We start from the raw sequence: 16,262 nt of genomic DNA on the forward strand, positions 1-16,262 counted from the left end.
TCGGCTCGCGGGACTCTCCGGCAGTGCGCCGCGCAAGGCTACGCTGCATTGAACCGGCAAATGGGGGATAATCCGCCAGTTAACGGATCTCGATCCCGACTGGCCCCACGAGCCATCCGCTGCCAGCCGCCTGCCCCTTTCGCTGCACAGAGAGAAAACTCCATGAAATACCTCACCCCCGAACAGATGGCCAAACCGCGCAAGCGCCGCCTGCTGAAGAAGCTGCGCCTGGCCGAGTTCCAGGAATTCGGTTTCAGCCTGGAAGTGAACTACAGCGGCGACCTGGATGACGTACTCGACCAGTGGATCGCCTTCGTCGAGTCCGAGGGCTGGGTCTTCGTCGGTGGCGCCACCGAAGATGGCGAGTTCACCGGCTACCTGTGCCTGAACGCCGTCGGCAGCCTGACCGAGGCCGACCGCGAGACCACCCGCCTGTGGCTGGAAAAGCAATCCTGGGCCAAGTCCTTCGAGCTGGGCGACCTGAGCGACTGCTGGCACGGCCTGTTCGAATAAGCGGCACCCGAGGGCGGCTTTTTCTGGCCGCCCTTTCCGATTTTTCTCATACAAACTCGGCCACCGCAGCGGCACAGTTCGACGAATTCAATCCTCGTCGGAAATACCCATGCGCTCCCTTCTCCTCGGCCTACTTCTCACCGGCACACTTTCCGGCTGCGGCACCATGATCGCCCGCGTCGATGACCATGGCTGGACGAACGACACCTACTACAAGGGCGTGCAGGCCGATGCCAAGCTGCTCACCGGGAACATCAGCACCGGTTACGCCCCCATCACGCTGTTCTGCTGGATAAGCATCGTCTGTCCGGTGGTCACTATCGTTTCCATGCCGGTGGACGCGGTCATCGACACCGTGGCGCTGCCTTTCGATCATCCGTAGCGGCCTACTGCCCCGTTCGCCGGGATTGCCAGCAGCCTTGACCTTTGCGACCCTGCCCCGGTCCGAAACAAGGAAATGTTTGCATGGAACATATCGCCATCATCGGCAGCGGATTCTGCGGCACGGCGCTGGCCATCCAGTTGCTGCGCCATGCCAGGGGCCCACTGCGCCTGAGCCTGATCAACCGCTCCGGGCGCCTGGCTCGCGGCCTGGCCTACGGCACCCGCTCCGCCAGCCATATCCTCAATGTACCGGCCGAGCGCATGAGCCTGTTCCCCGACCAGCCTTCGGACTTCCTCGAATTCGCCCGAAAGCAGCTGCCCGAGGCGAAGCCGGGCGACTTCCTGCCCCGGCGCTTCTATGGCGACTATCTGCAGGACCGCCTCGGTCACGCCATCGCCGAAGCCGCACCCGGCGTGCGCTTCAGCAGCCTCTGCCAGCAGGTACTGGAGTTGACGGACAAGGGCGACCACCTGCAGCTGTTGCTCGACGACGGCCAGCCGCTGGAGAGCGCGAGGGTGGTCATCGCCACCGGCAACTTCGCCCCGGCCACTCCCGCCCCGCTCAAGGCGCTGGAGAGCGATCCGCGCTACCTTCGCGACCCCTGGACACCCGGTGCCCTGGAAGGCATTCCGGCCGATGCCGACATTCTTCTGCTGGGTGCCGGCCTGACCATGTACGACATGGCCCTGGCCCTTCAGGACCAGGGCCATCGCGGCCCGCTGCTGGCCCTTTCCCGCCGCGCCCTGCTGCCCCAGGCGCACCGTGACAACGCCAGCCACCCGCATCTGCCGGAGCTGCCGGAAGCCTTCCTCCAGGACATGGGGCTGAACCAGCGGCTGCGCAGCCTGCGCCAGCTGATCCGCCAGGCCGCCGAAGACGGCCACGACTGGCGCGATGTAATCGCCGCGCTGCGCCCGGTCACCCCGCAACTCTGGCAGGCACTGGACGACCGCGAGCGCAGCCGCTTCCTGCGCCACCTGCAACCCTACTGGGATGTGCATCGCCACCGCGCCGCGCCGCCGGTGGCCCGGCGCATCAACGACCTGCGCGACAGCGGGCAACTGCGTGTGCAGGCCGGCCGGGTGCTGACAGCCAGTGCTGCGCAGAACGGCATCGAGCTGGATGTCCGCCTGCGCGGCGCGAAGCAATCGCAGCAGCAACGCTTCGATTACCTGATCAACTGCACCGGCCCCTGCACCAACCTGCGCACCGTCAACGAACCACTACTCGGCAGACTGCTCGAGCACGGCGTCATCCGCCAGGACAGGCAAGGGCTGGGCCTGGATACCGATAGCGGCTTCCGCCTGCTCAACGTCGGCGGTGAGCCCAACCCGAACCTCTACCTGCTCAGCCCCATGCTGCGCGCCAGGCACTGGGAGGCCACTGCCGTACCGGAACTGCGCAACCATGCGGCACATCTCGCCCAGTTGCTGCTGGCCTGAAACACAACTGGCCCATGAAGGGCCAGTCGAATTCGATGAAAGCGGGCGGACCTCCCCGTCCGCCCTTCGATCAGGCAAGGTCAGATCGCCATCTGCCCCTCGACTTCCTGCAGCTTGCGCCGGGCCAGTGCCAGGTTGGCCTTGACCTTGTCCAGCACGTAGTACATGAACACCCCTTCATGCTTCGCCATGGGGCGGATGATGTGGTACTGGCGGCCGAGAGTGATGAGGATGTCCTCGATCACGTCGTTGAGCGCCAGGGACTTCATGGTCTTGAGCTTGGCGCGAACCACCTCGGTATTGCCCGCCGCCGCCAGTTCCAGGTCCACGCCACCCCCAGCCTGCCCGAGCAGCATGCCGCTCTTGGCATCCACCACGGCCGACGCCAGGGCACCATCCAGGTTCAGCAGTTCGTCCAGCGATTGTTGCAGTGCTGCCATAGCGATAACTCCTTGAGTGCGCGTCCTGTTGTAGGGGCTTCGCAGCCGCGCGCGCCGCGAAGCCGTTTGTCTCAGCCGGCCAGCGACAGGTCCGCCAGCCGTGTAGCCGTTCGTTTTGCCTGGTAGAGCACCTGGCCGAGCATCTCCTCGCGGTCGGCGACCAGGTTGAGGATCATCGGGTGGCTCGGGTGCGGGATGTCGACGATGACGATGTAGCCTTCGCTCGCCTCCACTATCACGTTCTGATGCGGCCCGACCTCGCTCTCCTGGCCAACCATCGCGCCGAGGGCAGAGATCGAGCAGGCCATGGCCGCCAGCTTGGAAACCTCCAGCCCCTTGCCGGCGCGGGAGGCCACTTCGAAACCATCGGTGGTGGCAATCACCGCCGCGCTCAGCCGGCCGAGGCTGGCCCCCAGTTCGTCCAGCGCCAGTTCGGCATCGTGGCGCAGTCTTTCCGGCAGACTCATCAGGGCATGTTCCATGGTCGACTCCAGTCGGTGGCGAACGTCAGGCCTCAGGCCGCCGTGCATTCCAGTTGCAGCAGGAGCAAGTCGAGCAGCAGCCGGACCTCCTCCGCTTCGCGTACGTCCACCTCGATCACCGGGAAGCTGTATCCGGCCTGCGCCAGGGCGGCGGCGTAGTCGTCCAGGCCGGGATGGGGATTGCTCGGCAGGCGGCCGACACCGATCACGCAGGGCGCGCGGCCGATGCAATCGGCGAAACCGTCGAGGTAGACCCGCAGGTCGCCCAGCGGATCGGGCCGCGAGTTGTCGATCAGGATCACCAGCCCGAGCGCACCGCGGGCGAGGATTCCCCACATGAAGGCGAAGCGCGCCTGGCCCGGCGTGCCATAGAGGCGCAGGCGCTCGTCCGGGCCGAGCAGCACTTCGCCGTAGTCCAGGCCGACCGTGGTGCGAGCCTTGTCGAGGCTGGGGTCGTTGTTCTGCACATCGGTGCTGACCGGCTCGATATCGCTGATCGCGGCGATGGCGGTGGTCTTGCCGGCGCCCATGGTGCCGGTGAACAGGATCTTGTATTCCCTCATCGTCCCGCCTCCGAGTTGCCGCCCAGGCCCAGGTGGCGACGGATGCGCGCCAGCAGCCCGACGGGTGCGGCCAGCGATGGCTCTGACCGCGCCGGCAGCGCCTCGGGGGGCTGGAACAGGTTCTGAGCAGCCATCAGCCGAACGAAGTTTTCCGTCACCTGACGCGACACCCCGGAGCGTTCGCACAGTTCGTCCAGGCTCATGGTTCGCGCACAGAGCAGCGTGGCCAGGCGCACGTAGCGGTGGTCGCCCTGGAGCAGCGAAGCCGCCGGCCAATGTTTCAGGCGCAGCGCTTCTCCCGCCGGTTGTGATGGTCGCTGGCCGATGGCGCGAGCGGCGCGCTCCAGGCAGTCAAAGATTTCACTGGCACGCAATGGCCAGTGCACCCAGAGCGACTCGCCTTCGGACGTGCGCAACTGCACCCGTGGCTCGCCCTCCTCGCCCTCCACCAGCAGGTCGGCCGGCCCTTCGACGTACGCCCAACGGGCAAGTGTGCGACCACTGAGCAGGCCAACGATGGACTTGAACACCACCTGATCCCGCAGCGCCATCCGGGCGAACCCGTAGGTGTATTGAACCTGATACGGCTGATTCATCGGCGCGCTCCCTTTGGCCAACAAACACCATCAACCTGCACGGGTTGATCAGGAGGCTCACCGGGACGTTGGAAGATGCCGAGCGCAAGCTCGCAGAAGGCGCGGACGAACGTCCGGCCTGCTTGGCAACCCCGCGGTCATGGCCCTTCCGGGCGGTAGATCGGTGGCTTTGCGTCCCTGGCTTTCGCACAGGTTTGCCCTGGTCAATTGAGTCTCAGCGTAGTACGCCGATTTCGTTCGCCAAGGCAAAAAAACGTGATATGCCTCACACAAATATCGGAAATATCACCGGAACAACTTCGCAATATTCGTAGGCATATTCCGACTTAAAGCGGAGCGGGAAGCCGTCCCTTCGGCTAGGATTTCCTACAGCGGAGCCCTACCGGCAAGGGCCCGCCGGATGTCCATACAAGGCCGGAGCTCACTGCCCAGAGACGCCATGCTAGAGCGCCAGCGGTTCCAGAATATTCTCAGCCTGGGTCTGCCGATCATCGGCGGCATGCTCAGCCAGAGCCTGCTCAACCTGGTGGATGCGGCCATGGTCGGCCATCTCGGGGAGAAGTCCCTGGCCGGGGTCGGCATCGGCAGCTACGCCAATTTCGTCGCCATTTCGCTGGTGATGGGCCTGGGCGCCGGCGTTCAGGCACTGGTGGCACGCCGACGGGGCGAAGGGCGCAGCGATGAACTGGCCGCGCCGCTCAATTGCGGGCTGCTGGTGGCGCTGGGCCTGTCGCTGCCGATCACGCTGATCTGCCTGCTGTTCGCCGAACCCATCGTCCGCGCCCTGTCCAACGACCCCGAGGTGCTGGCGATCGGCATCCCCTACTTCGAATGGCGCGCCCTGTCGGTGCTGGCCGTCGGCCTGAACTTCTCCTTCCGCGGCTACTGGAACGGCACCCGGCGCTCGGGTATGTACATGCGCACCCTGGTGGTGATGCACCTGGCCAACGCGGCGATCAGCTACAGCCTGATCCACGGCCTGTTCGGCCTGCCCCGGATGGGCGCGACCGGCAGCGGCCTGGGCACCACGCTGGCGCTGTACATCGGCTCGCTGATCTACGCCTGGATCACCTGGCGCGACGCCCGCGCCAACGGTTTCCAGCCGCGCCTGCCCAGCGAGCGCGACATCCGCACCCTGCTGCGCCTGTCACTGCCCAACTCGCTGCAGCAGTTCTTCTTCGCCGCCGGCATCACCCTGCTGTTCTGGATCATCGCCCAGGTCGGCACCCGCGAACTGGCAGTGGCCCACGTACTGATCAACCTGGCGCTGTTCCTGATCCTGCCCGGCGTTGGCCTGGGCATGGCAGCCACTACCCTGGTCAGCCAGAGCATGGGCGAGCGCGATTTCGACAGCGCCCACCGCTGGGGCTGGGACGTGGTGAAGGTGGCGGCGTGTGGCCTGGCGCTGCTGGGCGCGCCGTTCTGGATATTCCCCGAAGCCATCCTGCGGCTGTTCGTCAGCGATCCTGCGCTGATCGAACTGGGCCGGGTACCGCTGATGCTCACCGGTATGGGCATGGTGATCGACGCCACCGCGCTGGTGCTGACCCAGGCGCTGCTCGGCGCCGGCGCCGTGCGCACGGTGATGGCGGTCAGCCTGGGCAATCAATGGCTGTTCTTCCTGCCGCTGGCCTACCTGGTCGGCCCGGTGCTGGGCGGCGGGCTGCTGGCGATCTGGAGCATGCAGATTCTCCAGCGCGGGCTGGCCTCGGCGATCTTCGCGGTGATGTGGCAGAAGCGCCAGTGGACGCAGATCGAACTCTAACGTCTAGGATTGGATGCAAAAGGAGGACGAACGATGGACGAGCAACAGAACAAGCCGCCGACCTTCTGGCAGATGCTGCACAGCGTGCTGGCCGCAGCCTTCGGCGTGCAGAGCGGGCGCAATCGCGCGCGCGACTTCACCCACGGCAAGCCCAGTCACTTCATCGCCATGGGCATTCTCTTCACGCTGGTCTTCGTGCTGCTGCTCTACGGGCTGGTGCAGCTGGTGCTGCATTTCGCCGGGCTGTAGGAAAGCCGGCTGGGGGGATAAGGTACCGGGCGGGCCGCAGGACGACCCGCCGGCACCGCTGTCACTGGTGGCTGACCCAGAACACGGCGGTCGCGACCACCAGCAGGATCAGGATGAATGCGGCGCGGGCATCGACGACGCTGTCGCTGGTCTTGTTGGACGTTTCTTCGCTCATGCTTCCCCCATCTTCTCGTTATTGGCTGAAGGACCACAGGCAAGAGTTAAGACCAGCCCTGCCCTGTGCTCAAGGAACCGCCCCTTTTCGCTACTGCGCAATTACCGTTAGGCTGCTCGCTCCATAAGAACAAGCGAGTGGATTAAGCACGTGGACTCACTGCAAGACACTGTCGCGCCGGAAGGCGTCTGCTACGGCTGCGGCGGCAGCAACCCGCATGGGCTGCACATCAAGAGCCGCTGGCACGAAGACGGCGTCCATGTCGTCGCCGAGCACCTGCCCGAAGCCAAGTACTGCGGCTGGCCGGAGCTGGTCTACGGCGGCCTGATCGCCATGCTGGTGGACTGCCACTCGAACTGGACCGCCATGGCCTACCACTACCGCGCCGAAGGCCGCGAGCCCGGCAGCCTGCCGCGCATCGACTGCGTCACCGGCAACCTGGGCATCAAGTACATCAAGCCCACGCCCATGGGTGTGCCGCTGACCCTGAAGGCTTATGTCGAAGGTGAAGTCGGGCGCAAGAGCCGGATCATCTGCGAGGTCTATGCCGGCGACGTGCTGACCTGCATCGGCGACTCGATCTTCGTCCGCGTCGACACCGCGCAGCTGCGCGACGCCGCCCACGGCCGCGATGCCTGATCGCCCCCCGTTGCTCCGCCGACCATAGCCAAGCGGAGCGACGCAACGGAGGAACGAACGCCCCGCTGCAAGCCCCCGCCCCGCCTGTGTTTCAGGCCTGGCGGGGCTTAGATCCGAAAGTTCTCTCCATATACTCAAACATCACTTTTGCGCATATTCCCGAACTGGTATCGTGCGCCCCACTCCGCGTGGAGCGCGTTGCCGTGCGCGCTGGGATACGCAGTAAGCCTGAGCGCCATAGCCTGACAGCAGGAAGATTCATGTACGTATATGACGAATACGATCAGAGGATCGTAGAAGATCGCGTCAAGCAGTTCCGCGATCAGACCCACCGTTACCTGGCGGGTGAACTGACCGGCGAGGAATTCCGCCCGCTGCGTCTGCAGAATGGCCTGTACATCCAGCGCTACGCGCCCATGCTGCGAGTGGCGGTGCCTTACGGCCTGCTGTCCTCCCGGCAGGTTCGCAAGCTGGCGCAGATCGCCCGCGACTACGACAAGGGCTACGCGCACATCAGCACCCGCCAGAACGTCCAGTACAACTGGCCGGAGCTGGAAGACGTGCCGGAAATCCTCGCCGAACTGGCCACCGTGCAGATGCACGCGATCCAGACCAGCGGCAACTGCATCCGCAACACCACCACCGACCAGTTCGCCGGCGTTGCCCGTGACGAACTCGTGGACCCGCGCCCCTGGTGCGAGATCATCCGCCAGTGGTCGACCTTCCACCCCGAATTCGCCCACCTGCCGCGCAAGTTCAAGATCGCCGTCAACGGCGCCGTGAGCGACCGTGCGGCCATCGAGGTGCACGACATCGGCCTGGAAGCGGTGCAGAACGAAGCCGGCGAGCTGGGCTTCCGTGTCTCCGTCGGCGGCGGCCTGGGCCGCACCCCGATCGTCGGCAGCTTCATCAATGAATTCCTGCCCTGGCAGCACCTGCTGTCCTACCTGGACGCCATCCTGCGCGTGTACAACCGCTATGGCCGTCGGGACAACAAGTACAAGGCGCGCATCAAGATCCTGGTCAAGGCGCTGACTCCGGAAGTCTTCGCCCAGAAGGTCGACGCCGAATGGGCGAACCTGAAGGACGGCCCGAGCACCCTGACCGACGCCGAACTGCAGCGTGTAGCCGCGCACTTCGTCGACCCGGCCTACCAGGCCCTGGAAGACCAGGACGCCGCCCTCGCCCAGCTGGACGCCGAGAATCCCGGCTTCGCCCGCTGGCGCACCCGCAACACCTTCGCCCACAAGAAGCCCGGCTACGTCGCCGTCACCCTGTCGCTCAAGCCCACCGGCGTGGCGCCTGGCGACATCACCGACAAGCAGCTGGACGTGGTCGCCGACCTGGCCGATCGCTACAGCTTCGGTGAAGTGCGCAACAGCCATAACCAGAACATCATCCTGGCCGACGTCGAGCAGGCGCAGCTGTTCACCCTCTGGGGCGAACTGCGCGAGAACGGTTTCGCCACCCCGAACGTGGGCCTGCTGACCGACCTGATCTGCTGCCCGGGCGGTGACTTCTGCTCCCTGGCCAACGCCAAGTCGTTGCCGGTGGCCGAAGCCATCCAGCGCCGCTTCGATGACCTGGACTACCTGTTCGATATCGGCGACCTCGACCTGAACATCTCCGGCTGCATGAACGCCTGCGGTCACCACCACGTGGGCCACATCGGCATCCTCGGCGTGGACAAGAAGGGCGAGGAGTTCTACCAGGTCTCCCTCGGCGGCAGCGCCAGCCGTGAGGCGAGCCTCGCGCAGATCCTCGGCCCGTCGTTCGCCCAGGACCAGATGGCCGACGTGATCGAAAAGATCATCAAGGTCTACGTGGAACAGCGCACCGAAGAGGAACGCTTCCTCGATACCTACCGTCGCATCGGCATCGACCTCTTCAAGGAGCGCGTATATGCAGCGAATCATTAAGAACCGCGAGGTCGTCGACGATCGCTGGCACCTGCTGCCCAAGGACGCGACCCTCGAGACCGTGCCCAACTGCGACGACGTGATCATCCCGCTGAACCTGTGGCTGGAACACGGCCCTGCCCTGCGCGGCCGTGACGGTGGCCTGGGCGTGTGGCTGGACGCGGACGAAGAGCCCGAAGCCATCGCCGAAGACCTGGACAAGTTCAAGGTCATCGCCGTGAACTTCCCTGCCTTCACCGACGGCCGCGGCTTCAGCACCGCGCGCCTGCTGCGCGAGCGCTTCGGCTACAAGGGCGAAGTGCGCGCCATCGGCGACGTACTGCGTGATCAGCTGTTCTTCATGCAGAGCTGCGGCTTCGACGCCTACGCCATCCGCGCCGACCGCGACCCGCAAGCGGCGCTGGCCGGCCTGGACGACTTCTCCGAGGTCTACCAGACCTCGGTGACCCAGCCGCAACCGCTGTTCCGTCGCCGTCAGCTGGCCTGATCCGGTCGACATGACAAAGCCCCGCACTACGGGGCTTTTTCGTTTCTGCACGGGGTGTTTTTCGTAGGGCGCATAACGCGCCAGCGTTATCCGCCGCCAGGGGACGGCGGATAACCTGTTCCAGGTTATTCGCCCTACGGTTCAGCGAGACTTCTGGCGTCTTTCGTAGGAGCGAGCTTGCTCGCGAACCCGCCTGATACCGACACGACTGGAAACCTCTGTTCGCGAGCAAGCTCGCTCCTACAGGGTGACATTGCGCGGCTACGGGATCAGGCGCGAACACTGTCCCAGGCAATCTGCGCCAGCTGCTCGCGGCACTCGATCAAGTCCACCCGAGTGCGCCCGGCCAGCCAGTTGCGTGCGTAGTCATGGGTCGGGCCGATCACCACGGAGTTGAACAGCTCCGCCGACAACGCCTTGAACGCCCCCGACTTGCGGTGCTCGGCCAGCAGCTCGGCGATGCGCCGTCCCTGCGTGCGGTTGGCCTCGCGCAACTCTTCGCCCACCTCTCCCGCCTCCACGCGGCCACGACTGTGCAGGATGAAGCGCGCCCATTGCGGATTGGCCGACACCCAATCGATGTAGGAGGTGACGAACAGCTTCACCACCGCTTCGGCGCTCTTCGCCTCTTCCAGCCCCGCGTCGAGCAGCGCCGCGTACTGGCCGATGCCGGTCAGGTACAGCGCGCCAATGATGCGCTCCTTGTTGCCATAGTGGTGGTAGAGGCTGCCGATGCTGGCGCCGGAGCGATCACGGATCATCTCGATGGTGGTGGCATCCACGCCGGATTCGCTGAAGCAGGCCAGCGCGGCCTGGAGGATGTCGTCTTTGCGGGAAGGTCGGGCCATGGGGTTCCTGCTGGAAAAACCGCTCGAATAGAATTCTAGAATATTTTTCTAGAATTAATTTCTAGTCTTCGTATACTGCCTGGGCGCGCATTCATCTTCAATCCGTTTTGCCCCGGAGTTGCCATGAGTCAGATGATGCAAATGTACCAGCAGGCCGGCCCGGCGCAGTTCAGCGCCATGATCGGCCAGGTCGCCCCCTACTTCTCCACCATTGCCCCGCAGTTCGTCGAGCTGCGCCCTGGGTATGCGGAAGTCACTTTCCCCAAGCGCCGCGAGGTGCTGAACCACATCGGCACCGTGCACGCCATCGCCCTGTGCAACGCCGCCGAGCTGGTGGCCGGGACGATGACCGACGTGTCGATCCCCAAGGGCCACCGCTGGATTCCCCGCGGCATGACCGTGGAATACCTGGCCAAGGCCGAGGGCGACGTGCGCGCCGTGGCCGACGGCCTGGCCATCGACTGGAACCAGGAAGGCGACATCACCGTTCCGGTGCTGGCCTATGTCGGTGACAAGAAGGTCTTCCGCGCCGACATCACTATGTACGTCAGCCAGGCCTGAGGGACGCTGCCATGATCACCCCGCTCCCCCGTCCGCTGGACAACGGTAACGGCCACAGCCTCTCCAGCCACTGGTACTACCCGCCCGGCGAAGCTCGCGGGGCGGTGCTGATCGTCCCCGCCATGGGCGTCGAACAGCGCTTCTACACCGCCTTCGCCAACTGGCTCGCCGAGCGCGGCTACCTCGCCGTGACTTTCGACTACGTCGGCATGGGCAAGTCCCGCGCCGGCCATCTGCGCGACCTGAACGTCGACGTCGTCGCCTGGGGCAACCACGACTGCAGCGCCATGCTCGACGCCGTGGTCGAGGCCGCTGGCGACCTGCCGGTGTACTGGATCGGCCACAGCCTGGGCGGGCAGATCCTGCCCTTCGTCCGAGGCAGCGAGCGCATCCAGCGCGCCTTCACCATCGCCACCGGCAGCGGCTACTGGCGCGAGAACACCAAGGGATTGCGGCACAAGGCCTGGTTGCTCTGGTACTGCCTGGCGCCGACCATCACGCCGCTGCTGGGCTACTTCCCGGGCAAGCGCCTGGGCGTGGTCGGCGACCTGCCGCGCGGGGTGATCGAGCAATGGCGGCGCTGGTGCCTGGACCCGGAATACGCCGTGGGCGCGGAAGGCGGCGCGGTGCGCGAGGCGTATTCATCGGTGCGCACGCCCATCACCTCCCTCTCCTTCACCGACGACGAGATGATGTCCGGGCGCAATACCGAGTCGCTGCACGGCTTCTACCGTGGCTCGCCAAAGACCGTGAAGCGAATCGCCCCGGAGGACATCGGTGTGAAACGCATCGGCCACTTCGGATTCTTCCGCAGCCAGTTCGCCGATTCGCTGTGGGCGGATTACCTGCTGCCGGAACTGGGCTGAAGCTCAAGCAGCAACAAGCGCAGAAAGATACCCAGCGGTCAGCGAACCAGCTCTCCGCTGGAAGTCCTGATCTCGTCGACATGGAAACCCAACGACGACGTCCGCCCCACTAACCGATATTGAGCAGTCACCGGCAAAGCCTCGAACTGCTCCGCGCCGACACAGAGGTAATCAGGCCAGGCCGCACGCAGCACGGGCCCCACGAGTCGGTAGTCGCAAGCCCGCCGACTATGCACGCGCTCTTTCGTCAAAACAGCCTCGACCTGCATCGCGCGCCCAACCCACCGCGAATACAGATCGGCAGCCCCTCGCCCCCCCCCAGCCACACTACGAAGTAAAGAAACAGCGGAAGCGCCAGAACGGCCAGCCACTTGCGCCAGAAGGAATTTGTGCTTTTCAGGGGAACGCGTCCCAGCGCCAGGTTCACTAGGAAGACAAACATCGCGATGGCCGTGATGGCAGCTGCAATGTAGGCGCCAATGGACTGCCAAACGGGGGCAGGCACAAAATCGGTGATCGCTCCGTAACCGAACATGCCCAGCGCAAAGTACATGCAGAGCACCCAAGCTAACCGCTCTTTTGATGGGCTTTCGCTGCCGATAACCGCTGTTTTCCAGCTCACTCTGCGGCCTCCCTGCCCCAGAAAGAACAAAGGAGCCTATTGCAGGCTCCTCCATAGTCCATCTCAGTCCAGCGTCACCAGCACCCGGCCGACCAGCTTGCCGGCGAGGATCTGGTGAATGGCGGCCGGCAGGTCGTCGAGCTTGACCTCGCGCACTGCCGCTTCGAGGTTGTCGAGCTTCCACTGCAGGGACAGCTTGTCCCACATGGAAGCCTTGACCACCAGCGGCAACTCCACCGAGTCCACGCCCAGCAGGTTCACACCACGCAGGATGAAGGGCAGCACGGTGGCCTTGAAGGCCGCGCCAGCGGTCAAGCCACAGCAGGCGACGCTGCCGCCGTACTGCAGCGATTTGACCACGTTGAACAGGATGTCGCCGCCCACGGTGTCCACCGCGCCGGCCCACTGCTCGCGCAGCAGCGGCTTGTCGACGCCGTCGGAGACGGTGGCGCGGTCGAGGATCTGCCGCGCGCCGAGACGGTTCAGCAGCTCGGCCTGTTCCAGCTTGCCGGTGGCGGCAGCCACGGTGTAGCCCAGTTGCGCCAGCAGCATCACCGCGATGCTGCCCACGCCGCCGGTGGCACCGGTGACCAGGATCGGCCCGGCGGACGGCGTAACGCCGGCGCGCTCGAGCTTGTCGACGCACAGCGCGGCGGTCAGGCCGGCGGTGCCGAGGATCATCGATTCGCGCAGCGACAGGCCCTGCGGGCGCTTGATCAGCCAGGCGGCAGGCACGCGGATGTACTGGCCGAAACCGCCCGGGGTGTTCATGCCCAGGTCGTAGCCGGTAACGATGACTTCGTCGCCGGCGGCGAATTCGCCCACCGAGGATGCCTCCACCACGCCGGCGGCATCGATGCCGGGGGTGTGCGGGTACTTGCGGGTGACGCCACGGTTGCCGCTGGCGGACAGCGCATCCTTGTAGTTGAGCGAGGAATACTTCACCCGCACCAGCACTTCACCTGCCGGCAGATCGGCAACCTGCCGCTCGGCCACCTGCAGGTCATACACGCCATGCGCGCTCTCCGTGACCCACAACGCCTTGAATGCACTCATCTCGACCCTCCTCTTTCGAATTTGGAACGGGCGCGATCCCGGCGCCCGACGACGATCATTGCCAGAAGCGGCTGCGCCCCAGGCGGTCCCACCAGGTCACCAGCACGCGATCGATCACGCCGCTGACGCCCACGCCGAAGCGCTCCTGGATGGACTTCTTCTGCACGTAGCTGAGCTGGTAGACATCCGCCTCGCGGGCGCGTTCGGCCAGGTATTCATCACTGGTCTTGAGCTCGTCGACCAGCTTCTTGCCCAGCGCCGCCTGGCCCAGCCAGACCTCGCCGGTGGCGATCTCGTCGATGGCCAGTTGCGGGCGATAGTGGACGACGAAGCGCTTGAACAGCTCGTGGGTGGTTTCCAGGTCTTCCTGGAACTTCTCCCGGCCCTTGTCGGTGTTCTCGCCGAACACGGTCAGGGTGCGTTTGTACTCGCCAGCGGTGAGCACCTCGAAATCGACGTCATGCTTCTTCAGCAGGCGATGAATATTGGGCAACTGCGCCACCACGCCGATGGAGCCGAGGATGGCGAAGGGCGCGGAAAGAATGCGCTCGCCGATGCAGGCCATCATGTAGCCGCCGCTCGCCGCGACCTTGTCGACGCAGACAGTCAGCGGTACACCGGCCTGGCGGATGCGCGCCAACTGCGAGGCGGCCAGGCCGTAGCCGTGGACCATGCCGCCGCCGCTTTCCAGGCGCAGCACCACTTCGTCGCGCGGGGTGGCGAGGGTCAGCAGCGCGGTCACTTCATGACGCAGCTGCTCGGTGGCAGAAGCCTTGATGTCGCCGTCGAAGTCGAGCACGTAGACGCGATTCTTCTCGCCGCCCTTCTTCTTTTTTGCTTCCTTCAGGCTTTTCGCCTCGGACTTGCGCAGGGCCTTGAGCTTGGTCTTTTCCAATACGCTATGTTGCAGGCGCTCGCGCAACTCCTTGTAGAAGTCATTGAGCTTGTGCACCTCCAGGTGCCCGCTGCCACCGCGACGACCGCGGCCGCGCAGTGCGGCGATCACTACCAGGACAATGACGATGGCCACCACCACGGTGAAGGTCTTGGCCAGGAAACCCGCGTAATCCGCTAGAAACTCCACTCACATCCCCTTTTACAATTCTGGTCGAGCCCGCCAGGCGAGCGCAGCGAATCCCGCAAGCATACCCACGCCGCAGGCCCGCCACCAGCGCTGGCAAAGCGCTGCATCAGTCCAGCGAATAGCATTCAAACAAGCGTATGTTTTTTCGTTGACAGCCCCAGGTGATCCTCATAACCTCGCCGGAACTTTCAGCCCTGCCGGGATACTGCGCGTGGGAAGCATCTACCTGATTCGACATGGCCAGGCTTCATTCGGTGCCGACGACTACGATGTGCTCTCGGCCACCGGCGTACGCCAGGCGGAAATCCTCGGCGAACACCTGGCCGGCCTCGGCCTGCGCTTCGATCGCTGCGTGGCCGGCGACCTGCGCCGCCAGCGTCACACCGCCGAAGCGGTGATGGGCCGGCTGAACGAGGCCGGGATCGAAACCCCCACCCTGGAAATCGACTCCGCCTTCAACGAATTCGAAGCCGACGCGGTAATCCGCGCGCACCTGCCGGACCTGCTGGAGATCGAGCCGCAGGCGCTGCACATCATGCGCAACGCCGCCGACCACCGCGCCGAGTTCCAGCGCCTGTTCTCCACCGTGATCGCCCGCTGGGTTTCCGGCGACCACGACAAGGACGGCCTGGTCAGCTGGGCCGAGTTCCTCGACACCGTGCACGGCGGCCTCCAGCGCCTGCTCGAATCGGCCAGCGGCAAGGACAACATCGGCGTGTTCACCTCCGGCGGCACCATCACCGCGGTGCTCCAGCACGTGACCGGCATCCCGGCGCTGAACGCCTTCGAGCTCAACTGGCAGATCGTCAACACCTCGCTCAACCGCCTGAAGTTCCGCGGCAGCGAAGTGGCCCTGGCTTCCTTCAACAGTCACGTGCATCTGGAACTGTTGAGGGCGCCGGAACTCATCACCTATCGTTGAGTACCGGCCCATTGCGACGCGAGCGTCGCGCGAGAAAACCTAGAAAAGGAATAGAACCATGAGTGTTGCTGACATCGTTTCCACCATGCAGAGCAAGTTCAACGCCAGCGCGGCCGCCGGCCTGGATCTGGTGTTCCAGTTCAACATCGAAGACGGCGACAACCACTACCTGGTCGTCAAGGACGGCACCTGCCAGGTCGTGCAGGGCGACGCCGAGTCCCCCAACGTCACCCTGATCATGGACAGCGAAACCCTCAAGGGCATCACCAGCGGCGAAACCGACGGCATGCAGGCCTTCATGGCTGGCAAGCTGCGCGCCGAAGGCGACATGATGCTGGCGATGAAGCTGGGCGAACTGTTCCCGGTCTGATCCGAGGAAAACTGCCCACGCAGCACGAAAAACCGGAGTCCATGGCTCCGGTTTTTTTATGCCCGCACCCCGCTGCAAGGCCCGGATCAGGCAGCCTGATCGGGGTCCAACACGGATGCCAATAACGGCTTTGCGTGCTTGTGACGGGCAAGGCGGGACATTAGATTAGCCAATGATCACCCGGCGCCATCATTGCTTTGCCTGATCCTGCCGCGATCCACCGGGCAAGACACAGACGCCGGCCTGCGCGCACCTCGCCAGGAGCCTTGGGCCCTCGT

The 16,262-nt window shown here is 64.9% G+C and carries 20 protein-coding genes and 1 riboswitch; of the genes, 12 read left to right on the forward strand and 8 right to left on the reverse strand.

All coding sequences use genetic code 11. The features are described 5' to 3' along the window. Positions 1–162 precede the first annotated feature (162 nt). The 3 genes from J2T47_RS21990 (at position 163) to J2T47_RS29270 (ending at position 2,340) form a co-directional block, all read left to right on the forward strand. Entirely contained in the window at positions 163–513 is a 351-nt protein-coding gene (locus J2T47_RS21990) for a 50S ribosome-binding protein YggL (protein ID WP_138216300.1), read from the forward strand. 109 nt (positions 514–622) lie between these two features. Beyond that, positions 623–895 (forward strand): YceK/YidQ family lipoprotein, encoded by a 273-nt coding sequence (locus J2T47_RS21995; protein ID WP_253451619.1) that lies wholly within the window; start codon positions 623–625, stop codon positions 893–895. A gap of 83 nt (positions 896–978) precedes the next feature. Further along, entirely contained in the window at positions 979–2,340 is a 1,362-nt protein-coding gene (locus J2T47_RS29270; RefSeq protein ID WP_301295655.1) for an FAD/NAD(P)-binding protein, read from the forward strand. A gap of 80 nt (positions 2,341–2,420) precedes the next feature. Here the strand turns inward: J2T47_RS29270 and J2T47_RS22005 are convergent, their stop codons facing one another. From J2T47_RS22005 to J2T47_RS22020, 4 genes are all read right to left on the reverse strand, one after another. Beyond that, a complete protein-coding gene (locus J2T47_RS22005; RefSeq protein WP_024763315.1) occupies positions 2,421–2,780 on the reverse strand; it encodes a hypothetical protein in 360 nt (119 codons plus the stop codon). A 71-nt stretch (positions 2,781–2,851) separates the two neighbouring features. Continuing rightward, positions 2,852–3,262 (reverse strand): roadblock/LC7 domain-containing protein, encoded by a 411-nt coding sequence (locus J2T47_RS22010; protein WP_138216302.1) that lies wholly within the window; start codon positions 3,260–3,262, stop codon positions 2,852–2,854. Positions 3,263–3,294: 32 nt separating this feature from the next. Further along, positions 3,295–3,825 carry a GTP-binding protein gene (locus J2T47_RS22015; protein ID WP_253451621.1) on the reverse strand — a complete coding sequence of 177 codons (531 nt, stop codon included), beginning with the start codon at positions 3,823–3,825 and terminating at the stop codon, positions 3,295–3,297. After that, positions 3,822–4,421 carry a hypothetical protein gene (locus J2T47_RS22020; RefSeq protein WP_253451623.1) on the reverse strand — a complete coding sequence of 200 codons (600 nt, stop codon included), beginning with the start codon at positions 4,419–4,421 and terminating at the stop codon, positions 3,822–3,824. The genes J2T47_RS22015 and J2T47_RS22020 overlap by 4 nt, the downstream gene beginning before the upstream one ends. Before the next feature lie 121 nt (positions 4,422–4,542). After that, positions 4,543–4,630: riboswitch (cyclic di-GMP riboswitch) on the reverse strand. Positions 4,631–4,860: 230 nt separating this feature from the next. Here J2T47_RS22020 and J2T47_RS22025 point away from each other — a divergent pair. The 5 genes from J2T47_RS22025 (at position 4,861) to J2T47_RS22045 (ending at position 9,655) form a co-directional block, all read left to right on the forward strand. Next, positions 4,861–6,186, forward strand: a complete 1,326-nt coding sequence (locus J2T47_RS22025; protein ID WP_253451625.1) for an MATE family efflux transporter — start codon at positions 4,861–4,863, stop codon at positions 6,184–6,186. A 33-nt stretch (positions 6,187–6,219) separates the two neighbouring features. Continuing rightward, a complete protein-coding gene (locus tag J2T47_RS22030; RefSeq protein WP_138525536.1) occupies positions 6,220–6,435 on the forward strand; it encodes a DUF2970 domain-containing protein in 216 nt (71 codons plus the stop codon). 316 nt (positions 6,436–6,751) lie between these two features. Continuing rightward, on the forward strand, positions 6,752–7,249 hold the full coding sequence (locus J2T47_RS22035; RefSeq protein WP_253452027.1) for a PaaI family thioesterase: 498 nt from the start codon (positions 6,752–6,754) through the stop codon (positions 7,247–7,249). A 260-nt stretch (positions 7,250–7,509) separates the two neighbouring features. Further along, on the forward strand, positions 7,510–9,168 hold the full coding sequence (locus J2T47_RS22040; RefSeq protein WP_138216307.1) for a nitrite/sulfite reductase: 1,659 nt from the start codon (positions 7,510–7,512) through the stop codon (positions 9,166–9,168). Continuing rightward, positions 9,152–9,655 carry a DUF934 domain-containing protein gene (locus tag J2T47_RS22045; protein WP_253451627.1) on the forward strand — a complete coding sequence of 168 codons (504 nt, stop codon included), beginning with the start codon at positions 9,152–9,154 and terminating at the stop codon, positions 9,653–9,655. The genes J2T47_RS22040 and J2T47_RS22045 overlap by 17 nt, the downstream gene beginning before the upstream one ends. Positions 9,656–9,924: 269 nt before the next feature. On the opposite strand, the gene J2T47_RS22050 is transcribed toward J2T47_RS22045, so the two are convergent. After that, positions 9,925–10,503 carry a TetR/AcrR family transcriptional regulator gene (locus J2T47_RS22050; RefSeq protein WP_253451629.1) on the reverse strand — a complete coding sequence of 193 codons (579 nt, stop codon included), beginning with the start codon at positions 10,501–10,503 and terminating at the stop codon, positions 9,925–9,927. 123 nt (positions 10,504–10,626) lie between these two features. On the opposite strand from J2T47_RS22050, the gene J2T47_RS22055 reads away from it, so the two are divergent. Next, the gene (locus J2T47_RS22055) at positions 10,627–11,064 is read left to right on the forward strand and encodes a hotdog fold domain-containing protein (RefSeq protein WP_253451631.1); all 438 of its coding nucleotides are present in this window, start codon (positions 10,627–10,629) and stop codon (positions 11,062–11,064) included. 11 nt (positions 11,065–11,075) lie between these two features. Continuing rightward, positions 11,076–11,930 (forward strand): alpha/beta hydrolase family protein, encoded by an 855-nt coding sequence (locus J2T47_RS22060; RefSeq protein ID WP_253451633.1) that lies wholly within the window; start codon positions 11,076–11,078, stop codon positions 11,928–11,930. A gap of 247 nt (positions 11,931–12,177) precedes the next feature. Here the strand turns inward: J2T47_RS22060 and J2T47_RS22065 are convergent, their stop codons facing one another. The 3 genes from J2T47_RS22065 to sohB all read right to left on the reverse strand — a co-directional run bounded on the left by J2T47_RS22065 (position 12,178) and on the right by sohB (position 14,692). Next, the gene (locus J2T47_RS22065) at positions 12,178–12,552 is read right to left on the reverse strand and encodes a hypothetical protein (RefSeq protein WP_253451635.1); all 375 of its coding nucleotides are present in this window, start codon (positions 12,550–12,552) and stop codon (positions 12,178–12,180) included. Positions 12,553–12,615: 63 nt separating this feature from the next. After that, on the reverse strand, positions 12,616–13,608 hold the full coding sequence (locus J2T47_RS22070; RefSeq protein WP_192404413.1) for a YhdH/YhfP family quinone oxidoreductase: 993 nt from the start codon (positions 13,606–13,608) through the stop codon (positions 12,616–12,618). A gap of 55 nt (positions 13,609–13,663) precedes the next feature. After that, complete coding sequence (gene sohB / locus J2T47_RS22075; RefSeq protein WP_081516544.1) at positions 13,664–14,692, reverse strand: protease SohB; 1,029 nt, start codon at positions 14,690–14,692, stop codon at positions 13,664–13,666. 211 nt (positions 14,693–14,903) lie between these two features. On the opposite strand from sohB, the gene J2T47_RS22080 reads away from it, so the two are divergent. Next, the gene (locus J2T47_RS22080; protein WP_253451637.1) at positions 14,904–15,614 is read left to right on the forward strand and encodes a histidine phosphatase family protein; all 711 of its coding nucleotides are present in this window, start codon (positions 14,904–14,906) and stop codon (positions 15,612–15,614) included. Positions 15,615–15,672: 58 nt separating this feature from the next. After that, positions 15,673–15,984 carry an SCP2 sterol-binding domain-containing protein gene (locus tag J2T47_RS22085; protein ID WP_081516542.1) on the forward strand — a complete coding sequence of 104 codons (312 nt, stop codon included), beginning with the start codon at positions 15,673–15,675 and terminating at the stop codon, positions 15,982–15,984. Positions 15,985–16,262: the final 278 nt, after the last annotated feature.

The organism is Pseudomonas nitroreducens, from assembly GCF_024170165.1.
Lineage (GTDB): Bacteria > Pseudomonadota > Gammaproteobacteria > Pseudomonadales > Pseudomonadaceae > Pseudomonas > Pseudomonas nitroreducens_C.

Bases quoted from the DNA above. Each gene is read 5' to 3' on its own strand.
- J2T47_RS21990 (WP_138216300.1), top strand. From the start codon at position 163: ATGAAATACCTCACCCCCGAACAGATGGCCAAACCGCGCAAGCGCCGC.
- J2T47_RS21995 (WP_253451619.1), top strand. From the start codon at position 623: ATGCGCTCCCTTCTCCTCGGCCTACTTCTCACCGGCACACTTTCCGGC.
- J2T47_RS29270 (WP_301295655.1), top strand. From the start codon at position 979: ATGGAACATATCGCCATCATCGGCAGCGGATTCTGCGGCACGGCGCTG.
- J2T47_RS22005 (WP_024763315.1), bottom strand. From the start codon at position 2,780: ATGGCAGCACTGCAACAATCGCTGGACGAACTGCTGAACCTGGATGGT.
- J2T47_RS22010 (WP_138216302.1), bottom strand. From the start codon at position 3,262: ATGGAACATGCCCTGATGAGTCTGCCGGAAAGACTGCGCCACGATGCC.
- J2T47_RS22015 (WP_253451621.1), bottom strand. From the start codon at position 3,825: ATGAGGGAATACAAGATCCTGTTCACCGGCACCATGGGCGCCGGCAAG.
- J2T47_RS22020 (WP_253451623.1), bottom strand. From the start codon at position 4,421: ATGAATCAGCCGTATCAGGTTCAATACACCTACGGGTTCGCCCGGATG.
- J2T47_RS22025 (WP_253451625.1), top strand. From the start codon at position 4,861: ATGCTAGAGCGCCAGCGGTTCCAGAATATTCTCAGCCTGGGTCTGCCG.
- J2T47_RS22030 (WP_138525536.1), top strand. From the start codon at position 6,220: ATGGACGAGCAACAGAACAAGCCGCCGACCTTCTGGCAGATGCTGCAC.
- J2T47_RS22040 (WP_138216307.1), top strand. From the start codon at position 7,510: ATGTACGTATATGACGAATACGATCAGAGGATCGTAGAAGATCGCGTC.
- J2T47_RS22045 (WP_253451627.1), top strand. From the start codon at position 9,152: ATGCAGCGAATCATTAAGAACCGCGAGGTCGTCGACGATCGCTGGCAC.
- J2T47_RS22050 (WP_253451629.1), bottom strand. From the start codon at position 10,503: ATGGCCCGACCTTCCCGCAAAGACGACATCCTCCAGGCCGCGCTGGCC.
- J2T47_RS22055 (WP_253451631.1), top strand. From the start codon at position 10,627: ATGAGTCAGATGATGCAAATGTACCAGCAGGCCGGCCCGGCGCAGTTC.
- J2T47_RS22060 (WP_253451633.1), top strand. From the start codon at position 11,076: ATGATCACCCCGCTCCCCCGTCCGCTGGACAACGGTAACGGCCACAGC.
- J2T47_RS22070 (WP_192404413.1), bottom strand. From the start codon at position 13,608: ATGAGTGCATTCAAGGCGTTGTGGGTCACGGAGAGCGCGCATGGCGTG.
- J2T47_RS22085 (WP_081516542.1), top strand. From the start codon at position 15,673: ATGAGTGTTGCTGACATCGTTTCCACCATGCAGAGCAAGTTCAACGCC.